This window comes from Salinibacter sp. (genome assembly GCF_036626415.1).
Lineage (GTDB): Bacteria > Bacteroidota > Rhodothermia > Rhodothermales > Salinibacteraceae > Salinibacter.
In genome coordinates, this window is record NZ_JAZKRW010000059.1 from 1 (window position 1) to 17,515 (window position 17,515).

A 17,515-nucleotide genomic window follows, 5' to 3' on the forward strand; every position below is an offset into this window, starting at 1 on the left:
GCTGATACTTCTCCGCCGCCCGGTTGTGCTCCCGCAGCGTGCGGCTGAAGGTGTGCCCCCCCGTCCCGTCGGCCGCAAAGTAAAGGTATTCGTGCCGCTCGGGAACGGCCGCAGCCCGCAGGCTGGTAGGGGACGGGTTCGTGACGGGCCCGGGCGGCAGGCCTTGATTCTGATAGGTGTTGTACGGGTGGTCGATCTCGAGATGCTCGTAGAGCACCCGGGTCACGCGCTCTCCCTTCGTGTCGAGCAGAACGTACTGAATGGTCGGGTCGGCCTGGAGGGGCCAGCCGCGGTCGAGCCGGTTGAGGTACACCCCTGCAATCGCGGGCTTTTCGGCGTCGACGAGGGCTTCCCACTCCACAATCGAGGCAAGCGTAACAACCTCTCGTTTCGTGAGGCCGAGGCGGTCGGCCCCGGCGGCGAGCTCGCGCTCGTAGAAGCGGTCGAACCCCCGCTTGACGCGCCGGACGACGGTCTCGGGGGGCGTCTGCCAGTAGAACTCGTACGTCTCGGGAAGCATGTACCCGAACAGCCGCGCGGGGGTGCTGCCCAGGTCCGCAGCGAGGCTCGTGTCGCGGAGGGCCGCGCGAAACGCGTCGGCGTCTCGTTCGAGCCGCCGCCCCAGCACCGATGCAAGCTGCTCGCGCTGCACGCCGGGCGGGATCGTGAGCCGCACCGGGTCCTGCAGCCCGCGCCGCAGCTTGTCGAGCAGGGCGTAGTTGGAGCGGCGGGGCGCGATGCGGTAGTGGCCCGGTTTGATCTGCTGTCCCCACCCGGTCGCCCGGGCCACGAGCCGGAACGCGGCGGGCACGACGAGCACGTCGGCCTGCGTCAGCGAATCGATCGTGGCGCCGAGCGTGGTCTCCTGCGCAACGTACACGCTCCGGGGCGTATCGTATCCGCCTGTGTTGGGCCCGAAGACCAGCGTGCCCCCCACGCCGACGACAAGTCCCCCGACAAACAGGACGACGGCGACAAGTCCGAAGCGGTGGCGGGCGTGCACGAGGAAGCAGAGTCAACAGCGAATCAGACGAAGACGCGCGTCCACGGTGGAGACGATACACGAGATACTTTTTGTCCAGCCGCCTCGTTTCGGGCCCGCCGGATCTCCGCTACGCTACAGCTGAAGGTTCGAGTCTGCGTCCAGCGTCCGCGGGCTCGCATGGCCGGCCGCGAGGCGTTGCGCCCCCGCCTGGGCAATCATGGCGGCATTGTCCATGCAGTACGCCAGATCGGGGGTCGACACCCCAACGCCTTCGTCGTGCCCGAGGCCCTCCATCCGTCGCCGCAGCTCAGAATTGGCCGCCACTCCGCCCACGACGGCCACCTCCTCAGCCTCCGTCTCGTCGAGGGCGCGCCGCACGGCGTCCACGAGCACGTCCACCACCGCGGCCTGCACCGCAGCGCACAGGTCGTCGAGGTGATCGTCGAGGAGGCGTTCGCGCTCGGCGTCGGACCGGTCACGGAGGAAATAGAGGACGGAGGTCTTCAGGCCGCTGAACGAAAAGTCGAGGTCGTCGAGCCGGCTCCGCGGGAAGTCGTGGAAGGTCGGGTCGCCGGACTCGGCGTGGCGGTCAATGTCGGGCCCGCCGGGATACCCGAGCCCGAACAGCTGGGCCACCTTGTCGAACGCCTCCCCGGCCGCGTCGTCGCGGGTGCGCCCGAGCACCTCATGCCGGAAGCCTTCGTCCACGTGGACGAGTTCGGTATGGCCGCCGGACGCGACGAGACACACAAACGGGCGGTCCGGGCGGGGCGGCTCCAGGTCGACCGAATAGACGTGTCCCTCCAGGTGGTTTACCCCGATCAAGGGCACGTTGAGCCCCCGTGCAAACGCCTTCGCAAAGCTTACCCCCACGAGGAGGGAGCCGGGAAGTCCCGGCCCGTAGGTGACCGCGACGGCGTCGAGCGCCTCCGCGTCGACCCCGGCCTCAGTGAGGGCTTGCTGCACGACGGGCACGATGAGCCGCTGGTGGTTGCGAGAGGCCAGTTCCGGCACCACACCGCCGTACTCTTCGTGGAGGTCCGCCTGCGAGGACACGACGCTCGCCCGCACCGTTCCGTCTTCCCAGACGGCCGCGGCCGTGTCGTCACACGACGATTCAATGCCGAGCAACAGCATGGGGTCGCCTGTTCAGTTGTCAAATGCCGGACCGACATGGGCTTTTAGTTCCGCCCTTCGCACGAACCGATGTGGGACTGGATCCCATCCCGGAGTGAAGCGCGAACAAACCAACCACTCTGAGGTACTACACACGAGTTTTGTCGACTCACATTCTGCAACGCCTTCACACCGACGAACGAGGTTCTCATGCGCACGGTTCTACCGCTCTTGTGTCTCGTGTTTGTGCTGAGCGCCACCGCCCCGGCGCACGCTCAGCTTCGCGAAACGGCCCAAAAGAACTCTTCGGTCGTAACCCAGCTGTATGATACCGGCTCGGATGCGACCGACGCCCTCGGAAATCTGTTTGGGGCCGAGGATTTCCGGATGAGTCACAGCTACCAGATGTCGTTCTCCTCGTTCGGCGGCAATACGTCCTCGACGGGCATGTACACCAACTCCATGATGTGGCAGTTTAACTCCGACCTGGCCGCTCGGGTGGATGTGGGTGTGTCTCATCCCCTCGCCAGCAACAATGCCTTCGGCAATCAAGAGGCGAAGGTCTTTCTCCGCAACGCGGAGGTCGCGTACACCCCGACCGACAACATGAAACTCCACTTCCAAGTGCGGCAGAGCCCGCACGGGCGATACGCAAGTCCGTACGGATATCGGCACCGACGGGGCGCCTTCTCTTCCACGGCCCCCCTGCTGCCCAACTAAGCTGCACTCGTTTTCTGGTGCCGATCGGCAAGGCGACCCCCGTACATGGGCCCTTGCCTGATTGGCCTGGTTGCCCCGGCGCCTATGGCTCGATGGTCCTCCCGCCTTACCAACGGACTGCTGAACGCCGCGCTCGTGGCCGCCGGACTGGGCGCGGCGGTTCTGTTGTATGCCTTTGCCAGTCGGGTCGTACTTCCCGATGCCAGCCCGAAGCGCCCCGCGTCCGATACCTCGGAGCTGGTGGGCCAGATCATTCAGGTCGAGGTGCGCAACGGCGCCGGGGTGGACCATCTCGCCGAGCGGACCACGCAGTACCTCCGCGACCGGGGCTTCGACGTGGTCGACATGGGCAACCACTCGTCGTTCGATCAGGACCAATCGGTCGTGATCGACCGGATTGGCAACCCCGAGGCCGCCCGGAACGTGGCGGAGGCCCTCGGGATTCCGCCCTCCCGCGTGCGCCAGAACGTCAAACCGGCATATTATCTCGACGCCTCCGTCATCCTCGGCGACGACTACGCACAACTTCGTCCGTTTCAGGAGGGGCCTTAGCCTGCCTCCGATGTGTGCCCGTTTTCCCTCACCACTCTCTACACCAATGTCCTGACCGTATGGCTTCCCCCGACCAGACCTCGTCCGCAGACCCTTCTGTTCGTCGCACTCCCGAGAACCCCAGTCCTGTGCTTGCTGCGCGGATCGTGGACGCGATGGCCGACAAGCGGGCCATGGACATCAGCGTCATCGACCTGCGCGAGGTAAGCAGCATGGCCGACTTCTTCGTCCTCGGCACCGGCGAGTCGGACCTCCAAGTGAAGGCCATCGCGAACGGCATTGCGGATCAGGTAGAGGAGACGTGTGGGGAGCAGCCCTGGAAACAGGAGGGCATGGACCACCTTCGATGGGTCGTGCTCGACTACGTGGACGTGGTCGCGCACATCTTCCTGCCCGAGCGGCGCGAGCACTACCGCATTGACCGCCTCTGGGGCGAGGCCGACTCGGAGGTCGTCCCGGAGGACGGCGACGCCTCGGACCTCGATCTGCTTCAGGACCTCCTTCAGAAATCGCCGGACGCAGCGTAATCCGTCTCTGCCTGTGGCCACCCATTCACCGATGACGCGTTTGTTTGTTGGACTTGGTGCCCTCACGGCGCTCATCGCCGTGGCCCTCGGCGCATTCGGGGCGCACGGCCTCGAAGGGCGGGTCTCGCCGGACCGGGTGGACACCTTTCGGACGGGGGTGCAGTATCAGATGTACCACGCCTTGGCCCTCCTCTTCGTGGGCTGGGCCGCCGCGCAGGGCTGGGGGCCGCTCCTCCACTGGGCCGGCTCCTGCTTCGTCGCCGGCATCGTGGTCTTTTCGGGCAGCCTGTACGTGCTCGTCCTTACCGACACGGGCTGGCTCGGCGCCATCACGCCGCTCGGCGGCGTCGCCTTTATTGTGGGCTGGGCCCTGCTGGGGTGGGCCGCCCTTTTCGGGGGGTAGGCACAGACGTATGGACGTATGGAGGGCTGTAGAGGGCCCCGTCTTCTTCGCCCGTCTTCGAGGACTTCCGTGCCTCCCCCATCCGTCCCTCTACACCTACATCTCCTCGTCCTCGAACAGGATGGTGACGCTTGGCAGCAGGTCGTGCTCGCGGGCCAGCTCCAGGAGTTCTTGTGCCGCCGCCTCCGGCACCTCGTAGCGCCCGTATACGTCGCTGTCAACGGCCAAGGCATAGGCGACATCCGTATCCTCTTCTAACGTCGGCTCGTCTTCCCACGCCGTGGCCGCCTCCACCAGGTACGTTCCGTCGTCCGGCATGAAGGACGCGAGGTAGAGCTCCCGCTCCGTCTCCGAGTCGATGAGACTCACACTGCCCACGAGGCCGTACTCGATGTCGTAGAACAGCGATTCGGCGAGGAGCCGGGTGGTGAAGTTGTCGGGGTCGAACGTCGGCATGATGGGGATCGGGTGAACCGAAGTGGGAAGAAGCCGATATGAGTCGGTGGTTAGAGTAGCGGGCACCTCCGACCTTATCAAACCCACGTTGTGCTCTATCGAATGGGCACGGGGAAGGGGGACACGGAGACGCGGTGAGAGCATTCGTTACATCCCCCGTTCTCCGCGTCCCCGCGTCGAGCTGAATAGAGCATCCTGAGTTTGTATCAAACCGAGGTTTGCGATGGAAATTTACTGCCCCGAGTGCGAGTGGGCGCCCCCGTCGAGTGCACAGTGGACCTGCGAGTGCGGACACTCCTGGCACACATTCGACACGCAGGGCCAGTGCCCGGAGTGCGGCACGGTGTGGCGCGAGACGCAGTGCCACGAGTGCCACGCCTGGTCGCCCCACCACGACTGGTACCACGACCTCCCACCGGTAGACGTGGACGCGATCACCGAGAGCAACGAGGGTGCCCCAACGGAGTGAGGAGGGCCCCGGGGAGACAATTCGCGATTCCCGGTCGGAGAAGCAGGCCGAAAGGCGTCCCGTGAGGTGAACAACCGCTACCGCATGGGGATCTCTACGGGTTCCCCCGTCAGTTCCCGCAGAAACGCCTGAGCGTCGGTCCCGTGGCACTCCGTCACCGCCGCATCGAACAGGTCCACAAAGTGCCCCGTCACCGGCTCGCGCACATCATCCACCGTCATTGACACTTCGGCCTCTTCCGCCAGCGACGTGACGCCGCGGTCGTCGATCCCGCACGGCACGATGTGGTCGAAGTAGGAGAGGTCGGTCGTCACGTTAAGCGCAAAGCCGTGCATCGTGACCCACCGGCTGCAGCGCACCCCCATCGCGCAGATCTTGCGCTCCGCCCCCTGCTCGTCCGGCCCCACCCACACGCCGGTGCGCCCGTCCACCCGCGTGCCCGTCACGCCGTACTCGGCGCAGGTGCGGATGATGGCCTCCTCGAGCGTGCGCAGGTAGCGGCCCAGGTCGGTAAAGAAGCGGTCGAGGTCAAAGAGCGGGTACCCCACGAGCTGGCCGGGGCCGTGGAAGGTGACGTCGCCCCCACGCCCGATGCGGTGGAAGGCGGCGCCGATAGCGTCCAGCCGCTCTTCGGAGACGAGCAGGTTGTCGGCGTCGCCGCTCTTGCCGAGGGTGTAGACGGGCGGGTGCTCTAGCAGAAGCAGCACGTGGGGCACCGTCTCCGGCGGCTCGGCCCGCTTGGCCGCGATGAGGCGCTCCTGCACCCGCTCCTGCAGCGCCCACGCCCGCTCGTACGGCACGCGCCCGAGGTGGCACACAACGATCTCATTCGGGGCGGGGGACGACATCTCTACTGGCGGGGGGGTTCATAGGGAGCTCTGCGAGTCAGGCTAGGCCTGTACTCGGGGCGCTCCGCCTAGTTTTGCGTGATGCTTACGCTCACGTTGAAGCCCCCATTGACCCGTGTGTAGGACGGCTGCCGGTTGTCCCCGTCGAACCGCTCGTACTCGACCAGGAGGTCCGCCGTCACCCGGTCGCTGAGGCGATAGGTGAGCTCGGGGGTCACCTGAAAGCGCGTGGTCTGCTTGCGCACCTGGACGTAGTCGTTGGTGGGGTCGGTCACTCGGTCCGGGTCCACTGATCCTCCCGCTTCTTGGACGTCCACGAGCGCCCCGCGCAGGTTGTAGCTGCGCTCGTCGTTGACCGACCGGGAGACCGTAAGGGAGAGCCGGATCTGGTTTTCGAGGCGCCCGAGGCCGAGCACGGGAATGCGAAGCCCCTGCTTCTGGTACGAGATGCTGCCGGACAACTGGTTGGTCTGTACCTCCTCCACCTTGAGGTTGGCCGTACGCAGGAACGTTTCCGTCTGGCGGCTCCACTCGGTCGTCGTCTCCAAGTTGCCGGGCCACGTGATGCTGATGCCGAGGAGGGGCCGGAACTGCTCACTGACACGGGCCGACCCGATCTTAAACTCCGGATTCAGGAACGTCTGTCCGCTCAGCGGGGCCTGCTCTTCGTCGCCGGCGCGCGTGTCGGTGGCGTAGCTCGACTGATACTCCGCGTTGTAGCTGTGCCGGAGGGACGCGCTCTCCACGACGCGGCCGAGCAGGGGCCAGTCGGCCAGCCCCGTGTAGCGCACGTTCCACCCGGGCAGGGGAACCGGCGCGAACCCCTGGGCCCCCACACTGCCCCCACCGGTCAGGTAGGCCGATTTAAAGTCATCCGCGACAGAGGCGTTGGTCAGGGGCACCTCGTCGGCGGGACGGGCCTCCCCGGATCCGCCGCCCTCTGGCGAGAATCGGTCCGCTTGTTCCTCCACCAGGGCCACTACGGACCCGAAGCCCCACACCGACGCCGAGTTGTCGCCGCTCTCAGTCGTGAAGGGCCCGTCTCCGCGGCCGTCCCCGCCATCGCTCGCCTGGAAGGTCCGGTCGGTCTGCGTGCGCCACTCCACGTTCCAGCTCAGGTCGACCTGGAAGGACGAGCTCGGGCTCAGGGCCGTGCGCCCTTCCAGGCGGTGGGTGTTGCTGAGGGCGTCCGACACCTGAAACCGCGAGTCCAGCACGCGCCCTCCCGGCTCGATGGAGCGCTCGAGCCCGAGCCGGTAGCCGACGGACGGCCCATCCCCGCGCACCGCATCAAACAGGCGGTAGTTCGCATCCACGTCCGTCGAGTCCGAGTTCAATCGCCCCACGTTCGAGGAACGCGCGCTCCAGTCGCCGTTGTAGTTGACGCTGAAGTCGTTGATGTCGAGCACCATCAGGGCGAGTCCGCGCAGCATGCCCATCGGACTGGGAAGGGGCACGTCTTCCCACCCCAGCCCGTCGTCCCCCGACGCCTCTTCGTCCCCGTCATCGTCGTCCCGGTCATCGTCGTCCCCGTCGGACCGCCCGCCCCCTCGTTGGTCGTCCCGGCCCGACTGGCGCTGCGCCTCCTTCAGCCGTTTAAAGAACCCGAACCGTTCCCACACCCGGTTGGGACGCAGGGTGGCGCCCGTCCGCAGGGTGAGCGAGTTTTGCACGTTGGCCCCCTGCAGGCTTCCTTCCGGCCCGTTCGACCACTGAAATGACGACTGGTACGAGACGTCCTGCAGGTCAATCCAGTTGAGCCACTGCCGGTCGGCCCATCCCATGTTCAGGGTCGCCGAGAACCGCTGTTGGTGGTTGTTTGTGCGCGGGCTCACTCGTCCCGCCAGCAGATCCCGAAACACATCAAGCTCCGACCGCCGGAACAGCCGGTCCTCAAAGAAAACGGTGTTGCCCTCGTCATCGGCGGTGATGCCACGATCCGCCAGCCCAAAGTCGTCCAGGTTGTCGAAAAAGTTCGCGGTGCTGTCGCGCGGAATGCCGATGTCGGTCAGCACCGTGTCGCGAACACTCTCGCCGTTGATGATGACGTTCGTCCGGTTCCGTGAAGCCGCGTCGTCGAAGTTCTGGCGCGTATTGGTGTCGAAGCTCAGACTCAGGAAGCTGAAGGGGTCGTACTGGAGGCTGAAGTTGCGACGGTGATCGAACTGTTGCTGCTCCCGCAGGGGAAAGGCCACCCGGAAGGGCCGATCTTGTGTATTCCGGGTTCCCGAGGGGCGGCTCTGGGTCGTTTGGGCCTGCCGCTCCGCATTCATCGAGAAGGAGAGCGACCGGGGCACGTAGTTGAACGAGAGGCCCGCCAGCGTACCGAGCACCGGCACGTCGGGCAGGAAGCCGAAGGGATCCACGGTCTGGGGCTGCCCAAAGTCGAGTTGGTACTGCACGTCGCCCGTCCAGCTCCACCGATCGTTGAGCTGGCGCTGCGGGTTGCGCCGCGACTGGTCGAGGTAAGAGAAGCTCAGCGAGAGGCCGTCGACGGTCTTCTGCAGCCACCACGAGTCGGAGCCCTGCTTCGAGATGTCGGCCGTCATCGTGCGGCGCACGCTGCGCGTCTCGGCCGCCGTGCGCACGCTGTCCTGCAGCCGCTGGCGAATCTCCGCACCAGACGGGTCGTCGCCATACTGGGCGCCAAAACGACGTTCCAGCGTATCAGCGGGGAGGGCGTCGAACTGGCGCACCACACTGCTCACCCGTACGTCGCCCCGGTTGGGGTCGAAGCGGGGGGCTGTGCGGTTCGACTGGACCTGCATGGTCACGGGGATGCGCCACCCTTGGTCTTCGGGGAGAAACGAGTCAAGGTTGAGGTTGGCGCGGACGTTCCAGCTCGTGTTGTCGGACTGCTCCCGCTCACTCAGCGTGCTGGACAGCGCCCCAAACCCGTCCGTTCGGCGCTGGAGGCTGCCCTCGACCGACGCGAAGTCTGCGAGGTCGAGCTGGGCATTGGCGTTGGCCGCCCAGCCCTTTTGCTCGTCGAAGCCGGTCACGCGCAGCTCGTTCAGCCAGACCTCCAGGTCCCGCAACACCGGCGGGCTCTCGGACGGCGCCCCGGCGTGGCGCACACCGACGACGATCGTCTGCACGTTTTGCAGGGAGGGGGTGCCCCGCACGCGGAGCACCGTCTCTGGGGGCGCAAAGTCACCGACATTTAGGTTTACGTCCTCACGACTGCTCGAGAACGTCTCGTCGGTCGTCACTTGGCTCTGGTCACGAAGGAGCTTGAGCCGGTTGAGCCGTTCGAGGACGAGGTTCATTTCGAACGCCTCCGGCCACAGGTTCTGCGACCCGCCGGCCATGGGCACGTCGCCCGGCTGCATCGGCTGCTCGTACTCGTAGTAGTCGCCGGTCTCCCCAGAGCCGAGGCGCACGAACAGTCGCAGGTTTTCGCGGAGCCGGTCCTTCACCTGCGCGCTGCTCGACGTTCCGTGCAGGTGGGTGTACATGCGCAGGTTCGAGTACTTGAGCAGATCGAGCCCCTGCCCGAACGTCTTGAAGACCCCGCGCTGCCGTCCGGGCTCCAGCCGGTCGACATTCAGCAAGAGGGCCTGCTCGCGGTTTTGCTGCTGCACGCCGCGGGACGTGCGGTTCTGTCCCACCACCGCCCCCGCAGGCGGCTCGTAGCGCAGGTCCTCCTCGTTGTTGATGCTGGCCACCCGCAGCTCCCCCGAGCCCGCATTCATGATGCTGTCCTCCTCTACGGGCTGCTGCGCCACCGGCGTCGAGGCGCGCCACTGGCTGCCCACCAGCTCCAGGGACGCAAACCGCATCGTGACGGGGGCCTCGTGCCCGGTTGTCCACAGGCGGAGGGACTTGATGTCGTCGAAGTTTTCGATGGAGCCCACCTGGCGCGTGAAGGCCTGCACCGGAATGCGCACCTTGTACCAGTCCTCCTCCTGCCCCACCTTGCTGACCACGTAGTCGGTCGGGCCCTGATCGGTCTCGGCGCGCCGGTCGAGCTCGTCGAGGGGGACGGCGTACTGGAAGTAGTTGTTGTCGATGTTGATCTGGCTGCCCACCCCATCGAGGGCCTCCCGGTCCGGAGAGCGGGACACGCCCCGCCTCACGCTTACGTCCTCGGCCAGTGCGTTCTGCGACTCGAACCCATTGAGCTCGTGGCCCGACTGGTACCAGCTCAGGCGCTCCTGCACCGAGGCCCCGTCCGGGAAAAACTCCGTCGTGTTGAAGAACCGATCGTTCTCGTAAAAGTGGTAGTCATCGGCCGAGGGGTCCTGGGTGGTGCGCGCAATCTCCGCCCGCAGGCGCTGCCGCTGCTCGGCGGACAGGCCAAGCTGCCCGATGCGCCCCCGCAGGCTGTCCGCGTACTCGACGAAGCCTGCGTAGAAGGTTCGCTCGAGCAGGCGCTCGTCGTAGGTGCCGTCGGTGTAGGAGACCAGCCCGTCCAGCCCCAGGTCTTGGGTCCGGTTCCCCCGCAGGTCGATGCCCCCGCCCGGCTCGGCGTTGGGGATGCGACTGAAGGTCCCCAGGTCCCCTTCGTTGAAGTTGAGGGAGAGCCCGTCTTCCATGTCGATGCGCTGGTTCGGCACCACGTCCTCCGAGATCGTCCCGAGGTCGACGAAGAGACGCGCCCCGTCGGTCACCTCGTTCTCTTCCGGATATACCTTCACGATGAACTCGACGAACTCGACGTTCTGCACCGAAAAGTCGGTGTAGCCCTCCGGGAGCGAGCGCGTGATGCCCCCCCACACCTTTGTCGGCTCTCGAAAGAAGTCCACCAGGTCCTCCGTGTAGTTGTAGGACCCGCGCTGCCAGGGATTGAAGTGGAGGTCGAGCGTCCGGAGCGTAGGGTTCGCCTCCCCCTGCGTGTCGCGGCCCACGAAGACCTCCTCGGTATCGATAAGCTCGGTGGCCTCGCCTCCGTCCTCGGTGCCGATGGCCTCCAGAACATTCTCGTTGAGCCGGTACCATCCAAGGCGGCCGCGCCAGTGGGTTCGCTGCCGAACGTCGTCGTAGGTGCCAGGCACCTCGCCGTCGAGGCCCGGGGCGTCGGCCGTCGAGTCGGGCGCCGCGCTCACCTGCCAGGCGCCGGGCTGCTCGCGAAGGGAGAAGGTGTTCTCGAAGCCCTCAAAGTCGTCGATATAGGAGACCCCGTTGCGCTCGTCCGACGCGTACTGGTCCGTCTCACTGCTCTCCACCCGGTCCAGGGTGCGCTCGAACGCGTCGGTGGTGGTGTGCCCGGGGCGAAGCTGTGCAAACTCGCCGGAGACCGAGAGCTGGCTCTCGGCCCGCGTCTGCACGAGCGGGAGGGCATCGACCGCCTCCGTGATCCACTGTGGCTCCAGGTCCATCGAGCCGTTCAGGCCCCAGATGGTGTTTTGAATTGGCTCCTGCCCGATGCGGAACTTGTCGGTGGGCGACTGCTGGCTGAGCCGCATGACGGTGGCCCCGAGCGAAAACTGATCCTGCATCGCCCAGTCCGCCCGCGCCCCGAGCAGGGTCTTCTTCTGGATGTTGGTGAGGCTGTTCTGCTCGTAGTCGATCTTGATGTCCCGCCCGGCGGTCAGGTACGACTCGTTGGTGATGTTCACCGTCCCCCCCTGGTAGTCCACCCGGTAGTCGACGCCCTCCTGCAAAGTCTGCCCCCCCGCGGTCACCTCGACGGACCCCTCGACCAACCCCGTGAAGGCCTCCAGGTCGTAGAATTGCTGCGCCCCTCCAGTGTACGAGCCTCGGATGTGGTAGACATTTTTCTGCGTATCCTCCTTCTGGACATTTTGCTTCTTCTTGGTGTAGAGGTTTTTGAACGCGAACGGCTCTCCCGCGGTCTGGCTTCCATTCTCGGCCGCGGCGTCTAGGATGCGCTGCCCGAAGGGCTGCAGGTAGGGAAAGTACACCAGCCCCTGGTCCGCATTGATCGTCTGTCGGAGAAAGTCGAACCGATCGTCCGGAGTGGGCGCTCCGTTCTGGTCGACCCGATCGAGCCCGAGCACCTGAAGCAGCGTGCTCTGCCCCCCCACGTCCGGCAGCGTCGTGCGGGCCCCCTGGCCCGAGGCCTGATATTCAATGTCGAGCTCGAAATTCTCCGAACTGAAGTCCCGCCCCGAGAGGTCGTACACGTTCCGGAGCTGCAAAAACCAGGCGGCCGGATTGACGCTCCCCCCCTGGCTCGGCGCAACCGGATCGGTGGGCCGGAGCAGCTTCAGCACCAGGCGATCGGCGTTGATGCCCCCGGTGGTGCCCCCCTGCGTGAAGTCGCCGACCGTGCGCACGGCCCCGTCGTTCGTCCGGTACCGAAACGCCACGGCGAGGGCCTCGTCGGACCGCAGCCGCTGCTGGAGCGACAGAAACCCCAGCCGGGGGTCGATCCGGTAGTCTTGCCCGCGCGTGAGCCGCTTGAACTCGCCCGCGTGCAGGTCCTGCTGGGTGTCCAGGGCCTGCTCCATGACGCCGGAATCGCTCACGTACGATGAGGCCCGGCGCTCTCCATCGCGGAGCGCCGTCAGGTCGGTGTCGCCGTACTGGTCTCGGCCCGGCTCGGGCAGCACCGCCTCCGTGTAGTCGCCCGCCTCGTTCACCAGCCGGTCGTTCTCTCCCAAGTCCACCACCGCCACCGCCTGTCGGGTATTGGCCTCGTTGCCTACTCGCTGGGTAATCTTCCACACTTCCACCTCGGTGACCTCGTCGAACGAATCGAACGTTCGAATCGTCGTTGGGTCTTCGTGGGCGCGGTTCCAGTTGTTGCGGAAGTAGTAGCCGAGGAAAAAGTGGCGGTTTTGGTCGTAGTCGGTCGGCCTGAGGTCAAACTCCGTCTCCTGCGCTCCCCCCTCAATGCTGAGGCTGTTGGACTGCCCCTCCTGCTGGCTCGCAATCGTGGTGAGGCTCAGGTTGCCGAACTGCAGCTCGCTCTTGATGCCGAAGAGGCTCTGTCCGCCGCTGATGAGCTGCGACGGCGTCCGCATGGACACGTTGCCCGCCTCCACGCTCTGCAGAATTTCGTCGTCGTAGCCCGTGTAGTTGAGCTTGACCTGATTCTGGTAGTCGAACTGACTCTGCGTGTCCCAGTCGACGTTGATCTGCAGCTTGTCGCCGATCGTGCCCGTAATGCCGAGCCGCAGGTCCTGCTTGAAGTTGGGATTGAGCTGGCTCGCGTCGCCCGTGACGTTGACCTGCTGATCGCTTTTGCGATACTTGAACCCGGCATTGATGTCGGCCTGGCCGTTGACCCGGAGGTCGACCTCCGGCTTCCCGAAGACCGTGGAAAAGGCGCTTCCCCGCCCGCCGGGCACCACCATGTTGACCCCGAACCCGCTGCCTCCATCCTCCTGCTGGCGTTGCTCGGCGAGTGTGCGCCAGTTCTCCTGCAGGTTGGCACGGTAGCGCTCGCGCCGGTAGGACTGCTCGTCCATCCCCACGCTTCCCCCAATGCGTGTGCCGTCGGAGAGGACGTAGCGGTTCTGGGTCGAGTCGAGCGTGACGGAACGCGCGTCGACCGTGGGGGTGCGCGGTCCGAGAAACGGAGACGTCCGCTCAAACAGACGGACCGAGCGCCCGCGCCGCGTCGGCAGGTACCGGCCGACGACGCCCGTGTCGGGGGGCGGCGATGGCACCGAGAGGGCCGCGCCGTCCCTCCCTGAGATGCCGTCTACGCGGCCCGGCACGGTCGACGTGTCCCTGGGCCCAGGAGATGGTCTGCCGAGATCGAGAATGGGCGCCTGACGTGTCGTGCTAGCGGCGGCCGTGTCGGGGGCCGTCGTGTCAGGAGGCGGTCCCTCCTGGGCCTCAGCCGGCAGCAGCAGTCCGGAAAGGCTCCAGGCCAGGAGCAGCGCCATCGTCGAGAGACACACGCGTGCCCCCCCTGGCGTGCCCACACAGGGGGATGGGGACGGCGATGGCAGGGGCGAGGTCAACGGCACGGGTCCAGCAACGCTCCGAAATCCTACGGCACGGACCGTCCCTCCGTCTCCATCCGGGAGGGATTCCGGTGCGTGTCTAAAACGAGCTGTAGCGATTCGTGCCGATGCGTGCGTGACGTCTGGTAACAACGACAAACGGTTGGGCGCCCTCGATCAAACACCCCCCAATGGGACCCAATGCAAAACGTAAGACGTGCCGACTCTTTCATCAAGCAGGCTGGGCGCTTCTTCCGGAGGCCTGCAAGAGTGCGCAAACCCCATGCCTCCGGGTCCGCTGCCCCTCAAGCCCACCGACCATCGAGGGGCCGCTTGGCGGTGATCTCCCGAAACTCATCGTGCCGCTCCTTCTGAATGTTAAGGCCACGGTCGGCGACCTTGTCCAGAAACTGGCTGCGCGGGATCACATTTTCCGGCACGTCGGCCCCGCCGGGGGAGACGGCCTTTTCACGAGCCAGAAACAGGGCCGAGACGACCGTCGGGATGGCCGTGCAACGCATCACGGCTGTCTGGTGTGCCCCCGTGTCGTACCGCTCCACCATTTCGTACACCAAGGTCGTGGGCCGTCCCTCCTGCTCGCCCCGTAGCAGCACGCGCATGAGCACTGCGTCCTCGTGGTCGCCGCCCAGGCGTTTTCGCATGCGGCGCACCAGGAGGTCGCGGTACGTGAGGTGCGTGCGCACCCCAATCTTGCGCTCCTCCGCGAGCCCGAGGCCAAGCACAAAGCGCATCTGATGGGCATGGCCCGGCCACCGGATCGTCTTGTGGTCGAGGGCCTCCACGTGCCCGGCCAGTGTATCGGTGAGGGTGGACAGCCCACCCTGCGTGCAGAAGGCTTCCATCTTTCCGAACGGCTCCTCGAACTGGATCTCCTCCTCCCGCGAGAGGGCGTCCGCCTCAACGACCTGTCCGTCCTCAATCAGCCGCGCCGGGTTCGTGTAGTCGGCCAGGATGCGTTCGGCCGACCACGAGATGCGGAAGTTGAACGGGGGCTCCGGGTGCAGGGGCACGTCGCCCACACGCAGGTGGGCCGCCTCGGCCCGATCGAGCTGATCGATGCCGTGCAGGCATACGACGTTTATGAGGCCCGGCGCCAGCCCGCAGTTGGGCACAATCCAGACGCCCTTTTCTCGGGCCTGCTCGTCGAGTGCCAGCTCTTTTTCCACAAGGGCATCGGTCCCGCCGAGGTCGCAGAAGTGCACGCCCACGTCGAGGCACAGCTCCGCCAGCTCGGGGTTCAGGTCCGCCGGCACGCAGCTAATGACGCAATCACTTCCCTTTACGATCTGGGACAGCACGCCGGTGTCGCGCACGTCGACCTGAAAGGAGCGCAGAAACTGATCGACGTCGACCTGGTCGTGGAGGCGCTCCAGGGCCTGCGACCGGGTGTCGCAGACCTGAACCTGCTCCACCTCGCCGCTCCGCGCGCAGAGCTCGCGGACGACGGGGGCTCCAGTCGATCCGGCGCCAAGAACTGTAATCGTCATGTGCGGTGCGGTCGTCGGGTGGGCAGGTCCGGACAGAACAGGCGCAGCAGGGCCCTGCGGACGCTAGTCGACGTGGCCGCGCCCTTCCAGGGCCCGCGAGAGGGTGGCCTCGTCGGCGTACTCCAGGTCCCCGCCGATGGGCAGCCCACGGGCGATGCGCGTGACGCGGACATCGAACGGCTCGAGGAGCTGCGAAATGTAGTACGCTGTCGTGTCGCCCTCCACGTTGGGGTTGACGGCCAGGATCACCTCCTCGACCGGCGGCCCGGCCTCCGCCTCATCCGCTTCCCCGTTGGCCGACGGGTCCTCCGCAGGGCCGGGCTCGACGTCGGGCGCGTCCTCAGAATCCGACGGGGCAGCGGCCGCTGTGTCGTCGAAGGAGGGATCGATGCGCGTGGCCAGCTCGTGCACGCGGAGATCGTCGGGACCGACGCCGTCGAGCGGCGAGATCACGCCGCCCAGCACATGGTACACACCTCGGTACTCGTTGGTCTGCTCGATGGCAGTCAGGTCGCTCGACTCTTCCACGACACAGATCGTCGAGGCGTCGCGCTTGTCTGAGCTACAGATGGGACACGGATCCTGGTCCGCCACGACGTAGCAGGTCGAGCAGCGTTGCACATCCTCCTTTACGGCCGTCAGTGCGTTCGCAATGGTCTCGACCTCTTCTCGGGGCATCTTCAAGACGTAGTTGGCCAGTCGCCGCGCCGTCTTCTTCCCGATCGTGGGCAGCTTCGTAAACTGCTCCACGAGGGTTTCGACGGACTCCGAGGTGTACTGCATCGCGACGGTCTCGAATTTCGAATGTCGAGGTTCGAATGCAAACGGCGGCGTCCCCCGAGGTCACTCGACACTCGCAATTCGCCACTCGCAGCTTCTTAAAGGCCAAGCTGGCTGAGGTCCATGCCCTGCGGCAGCATGCCGCCCATGGAGTCCTTCATCTCCTCCTGCGCCATGTCGGACGCGTTCTCGAGGGCCTTGTTGACGCCCGCAATGACGAGGTCTTCGAGCAGCTCGAGGTCGTCCGGGTCGACGGCTTCCGGATCAATCTCGATGCCCGTAATCTCTTGCGCGCCGTTGGCGGTCACGGTCACCATGCCGCCACCTGCTTCCGCGGTCACGGTCTTGTCCGCAAGCTCATCCTGGGCGGCGTTCATCTTCTCTTGCATCTCCATCATTTTTCCGAACATGTCCTGCATGTTCATGCCTCCTGGGTTGGCCATAGCTAAGGGGATCTCAGTTCAAAGACTCGTGGGAACGAAGGCCCGTGCGCCGAGGGCGAGGAGGGGCCTCCAATGTATACAGAAGGATGCAACGGACGCCGATCGGAACCGATCCCTGACCACAGCCGCTGCTCAGAGCGCGGGGGACAGGCGCGGGCACGACGCGGGCGGCATTACCACACCGGCTCGGCCCCAAACTCGGCGAAGAGCACATCGAGCGCCGGATAGGTATCGCGAAGCTGTTGCAACTGTTCGCGGGGGCTGCGGGGCTCGTCGGATGCCTCGGTGTCGGTCGGCTCACCGCTGGGCGTTTCAACGACGAACTGCAGGGCGTCGACCGGCGGATCGACCCTGTCGGTGACGTGGCGCAGCAACACACGCCGCCGGTCACGCAGGGTGTTGCGGTGGAGGGCACGGGGAACGGCAACGGTAAGCGTGCCGTCGGCGTACTCCACGGGTTCGGCCTCGCCCAACAGGGAGCCGAGGCTGATGTGGTTTTCCTTGACGGACTGCACGACCTGCGGCCACTCGGCGGCCAGCCCGTCAACGTCGGACCTAGACGCAACGGCCGGCTCCGCCACCGTAGCGGCCGCTCCCCCCGATCCGTCCGACGCAGGGTCCGAGGCGGAGGCCCGGGCGTCGGTGGGGCCCGAGGCCTCCTCCCCCGCAGACGATTCGTCTCCGCCCAATGCCGGTGCACCGAATAGGTCGTTGTACTCCACGGACGGGTCCGACTCTGTCGTGTCCGAACCGCCGGGGGAGGCGTCAGGAGACGGCGGCGCGTCCCCCTCGTCGCCGTCCGACGTGTCATCGTCCAGCGAATCGTCGTCCAGCGAATCGTCGTCC

The 17,515-nt window shown here is 66.0% G+C and carries 13 protein-coding genes and 1 pseudogene; 5 read left to right on the forward strand and 9 right to left on the reverse strand.

Going from position 1 to position 17,515, the window contains the following annotated elements; all coding sequences use genetic code 11:
* Together mltG and tsaD are read right to left on the reverse strand one after the other, a co-directional pair.
* On the reverse strand, nt 1-1,003 hold a 1,003-nt coding region (mltG, locus tag V5A20_RS08110; RefSeq protein ID WP_332327082.1), incomplete at its 3' end, for an endolytic transglycosylase MltG.
* 114 nt (nt 1,004-1,117) lie between these two features.
* Nucleotides 1,118-2,122: a tRNA (adenosine(37)-N6)-threonylcarbamoyltransferase complex transferase subunit TsaD gene (gene tsaD, locus V5A20_RS08115; protein ID WP_332315889.1), complete on the reverse strand. Its 1,005-nt coding sequence runs from the start codon at nt 2,120-2,122 to the stop codon at nt 1,118-1,120.
* A gap of 189 nt (nt 2,123-2,311) precedes the next feature.
* Between tsaD and V5A20_RS08120 the strand changes: the two genes are divergently transcribed.
* The 4 genes from V5A20_RS08120 (at nt 2,312) to V5A20_RS08135 (ending at nt 4,303) form a co-directional block, all read left to right on the forward strand.
* Nucleotides 2,312-2,821 (forward strand): hypothetical protein, encoded by a 510-nt coding sequence (locus tag V5A20_RS08120; protein WP_332315890.1) that lies wholly within the window; start codon nt 2,312-2,314, stop codon nt 2,819-2,821.
* An 84-nt stretch (nt 2,822-2,905) separates the two neighbouring features.
* Nucleotides 2,906-3,373, forward strand: coding sequence for a LytR C-terminal domain-containing protein (locus V5A20_RS08125; protein WP_332315891.1), 468 nt, complete (start codon nt 2,906-2,908; stop codon nt 3,371-3,373).
* A 59-nt stretch (nt 3,374-3,432) separates the two neighbouring features.
* Nucleotides 3,433-3,900 carry a ribosome silencing factor gene (gene rsfS, locus V5A20_RS08130; RefSeq protein ID WP_332315892.1) on the forward strand — a complete coding sequence of 156 codons (468 nt, stop codon included), beginning with the start codon at nt 3,433-3,435 and terminating at the stop codon, nt 3,898-3,900.
* Between the two features lie 31 nt (nt 3,901-3,931).
* Nucleotides 3,932-4,303: a DUF423 domain-containing protein gene (locus V5A20_RS08135; protein WP_332315893.1), complete on the forward strand. Its 372-nt coding sequence runs from the start codon at nt 3,932-3,934 to the stop codon at nt 4,301-4,303.
* A gap of 96 nt (nt 4,304-4,399) precedes the next feature.
* Here the strand turns inward: V5A20_RS08135 and V5A20_RS08140 are convergent, their stop codons facing one another.
* Nucleotides 4,400-4,759, reverse strand: a complete 360-nt coding sequence (locus tag V5A20_RS08140) for a hypothetical protein (RefSeq protein WP_332327083.1) — start codon at nt 4,757-4,759, stop codon at nt 4,400-4,402.
* Nucleotides 4,760-4,982: 223 nt separating this feature from the next.
* On the opposite strand from V5A20_RS08140, the gene V5A20_RS08145 reads away from it, so the two are divergent.
* Nucleotides 4,983-5,228 (forward strand): hypothetical protein, encoded by a 246-nt coding sequence (locus tag V5A20_RS08145; protein ID WP_332315895.1) that lies wholly within the window; start codon nt 4,983-4,985, stop codon nt 5,226-5,228.
* A gap of 77 nt (nt 5,229-5,305) precedes the next feature.
* On the opposite strand, the gene lipB is transcribed toward V5A20_RS08145, so the two are convergent.
* The 6 genes and pseudogenes from lipB to V5A20_RS08175 form a co-directional block, all read right to left on the reverse strand.
* A complete protein-coding gene (gene lipB, locus V5A20_RS08150; RefSeq protein ID WP_332315896.1) occupies nt 5,306-6,076 on the reverse strand; it encodes a lipoyl(octanoyl) transferase LipB in 771 nt (256 codons plus the stop codon).
* A 68-nt stretch (nt 6,077-6,144) separates the two neighbouring features.
* Nucleotides 6,145-13,878, reverse strand: a complete 7,734-nt coding sequence (sov, locus tag V5A20_RS08155) for a T9SS outer membrane translocon Sov/SprA (protein WP_332327084.1) — start codon at nt 13,876-13,878, stop codon at nt 6,145-6,147.
* Nucleotides 13,879-14,243: 365 nt separating this feature from the next.
* Complete coding sequence (locus V5A20_RS08160) at nt 14,244-15,446, reverse strand: saccharopine dehydrogenase family protein (RefSeq protein ID WP_332327085.1); 1,203 nt, start codon at nt 15,444-15,446, stop codon at nt 14,244-14,246.
* Nucleotides 15,447-15,509: 63 nt separating this feature from the next.
* The gene (locus tag V5A20_RS08165) at nt 15,510-16,229 is read right to left on the reverse strand and encodes a recombination mediator RecR (RefSeq protein WP_332327086.1); all 720 of its coding nucleotides are present in this window, start codon (nt 16,227-16,229) and stop codon (nt 15,510-15,512) included.
* Between the two features lie 95 nt (nt 16,230-16,324).
* Nucleotides 16,325-16,669: a YbaB/EbfC family nucleoid-associated protein gene (locus V5A20_RS08170; RefSeq protein WP_332315900.1), complete on the reverse strand. Its 345-nt coding sequence runs from the start codon at nt 16,667-16,669 to the stop codon at nt 16,325-16,327.
* 173 nt (nt 16,670-16,842) lie between these two features.
* Nucleotides 16,843-17,515 (reverse strand): annotated as a pseudogene (locus V5A20_RS08175) (DNA polymerase III subunit gamma/tau); the annotation flags it as partial.

Excerpts from the sequence above, each read along its gene's own strand:
- tsaD (WP_332315889.1), bottom strand. The coding sequence starts at position 2,122 with ATGCTGTTGCTCGGCATTGAATCGTCGTGTGACGACACGGCCGCGGCC.
- V5A20_RS08120 (WP_332315890.1), top strand. The coding sequence starts at position 2,312 with ATGCGCACGGTTCTACCGCTCTTGTGTCTCGTGTTTGTGCTGAGCGCC.
- V5A20_RS08125 (WP_332315891.1), top strand. The coding sequence starts at position 2,906 with ATGGCTCGATGGTCCTCCCGCCTTACCAACGGACTGCTGAACGCCGCG.
- rsfS (WP_332315892.1), top strand. The coding sequence starts at position 3,433 with ATGGCTTCCCCCGACCAGACCTCGTCCGCAGACCCTTCTGTTCGTCGC.
- V5A20_RS08135 (WP_332315893.1), top strand. The coding sequence starts at position 3,932 with ATGACGCGTTTGTTTGTTGGACTTGGTGCCCTCACGGCGCTCATCGCC.
- V5A20_RS08140 (WP_332327083.1), bottom strand. The coding sequence starts at position 4,759 with ATGCCGACGTTCGACCCCGACAACTTCACCACCCGGCTCCTCGCCGAA.
- V5A20_RS08145 (WP_332315895.1), top strand. The coding sequence starts at position 4,983 with ATGGAAATTTACTGCCCCGAGTGCGAGTGGGCGCCCCCGTCGAGTGCA.
- lipB (WP_332315896.1), bottom strand. The coding sequence starts at position 6,076 with ATGTCGTCCCCCGCCCCGAATGAGATCGTTGTGTGCCACCTCGGGCGC.
- sov (WP_332327084.1), bottom strand. The coding sequence starts at position 13,878 with ATGGCGCTGCTCCTGGCCTGGAGCCTTTCCGGACTGCTGCTGCCGGCT.
- V5A20_RS08160 (WP_332327085.1), bottom strand. The coding sequence starts at position 15,446 with ATGACGATTACAGTTCTTGGCGCCGGATCGACTGGAGCCCCCGTCGTC.
- V5A20_RS08165 (WP_332327086.1), bottom strand. The coding sequence starts at position 16,229 with ATGCAGTACACCTCGGAGTCCGTCGAAACCCTCGTGGAGCAGTTTACG.
- V5A20_RS08170 (WP_332315900.1), bottom strand. The coding sequence starts at position 16,669 with ATGGCCAACCCAGGAGGCATGAACATGCAGGACATGTTCGGAAAAATG.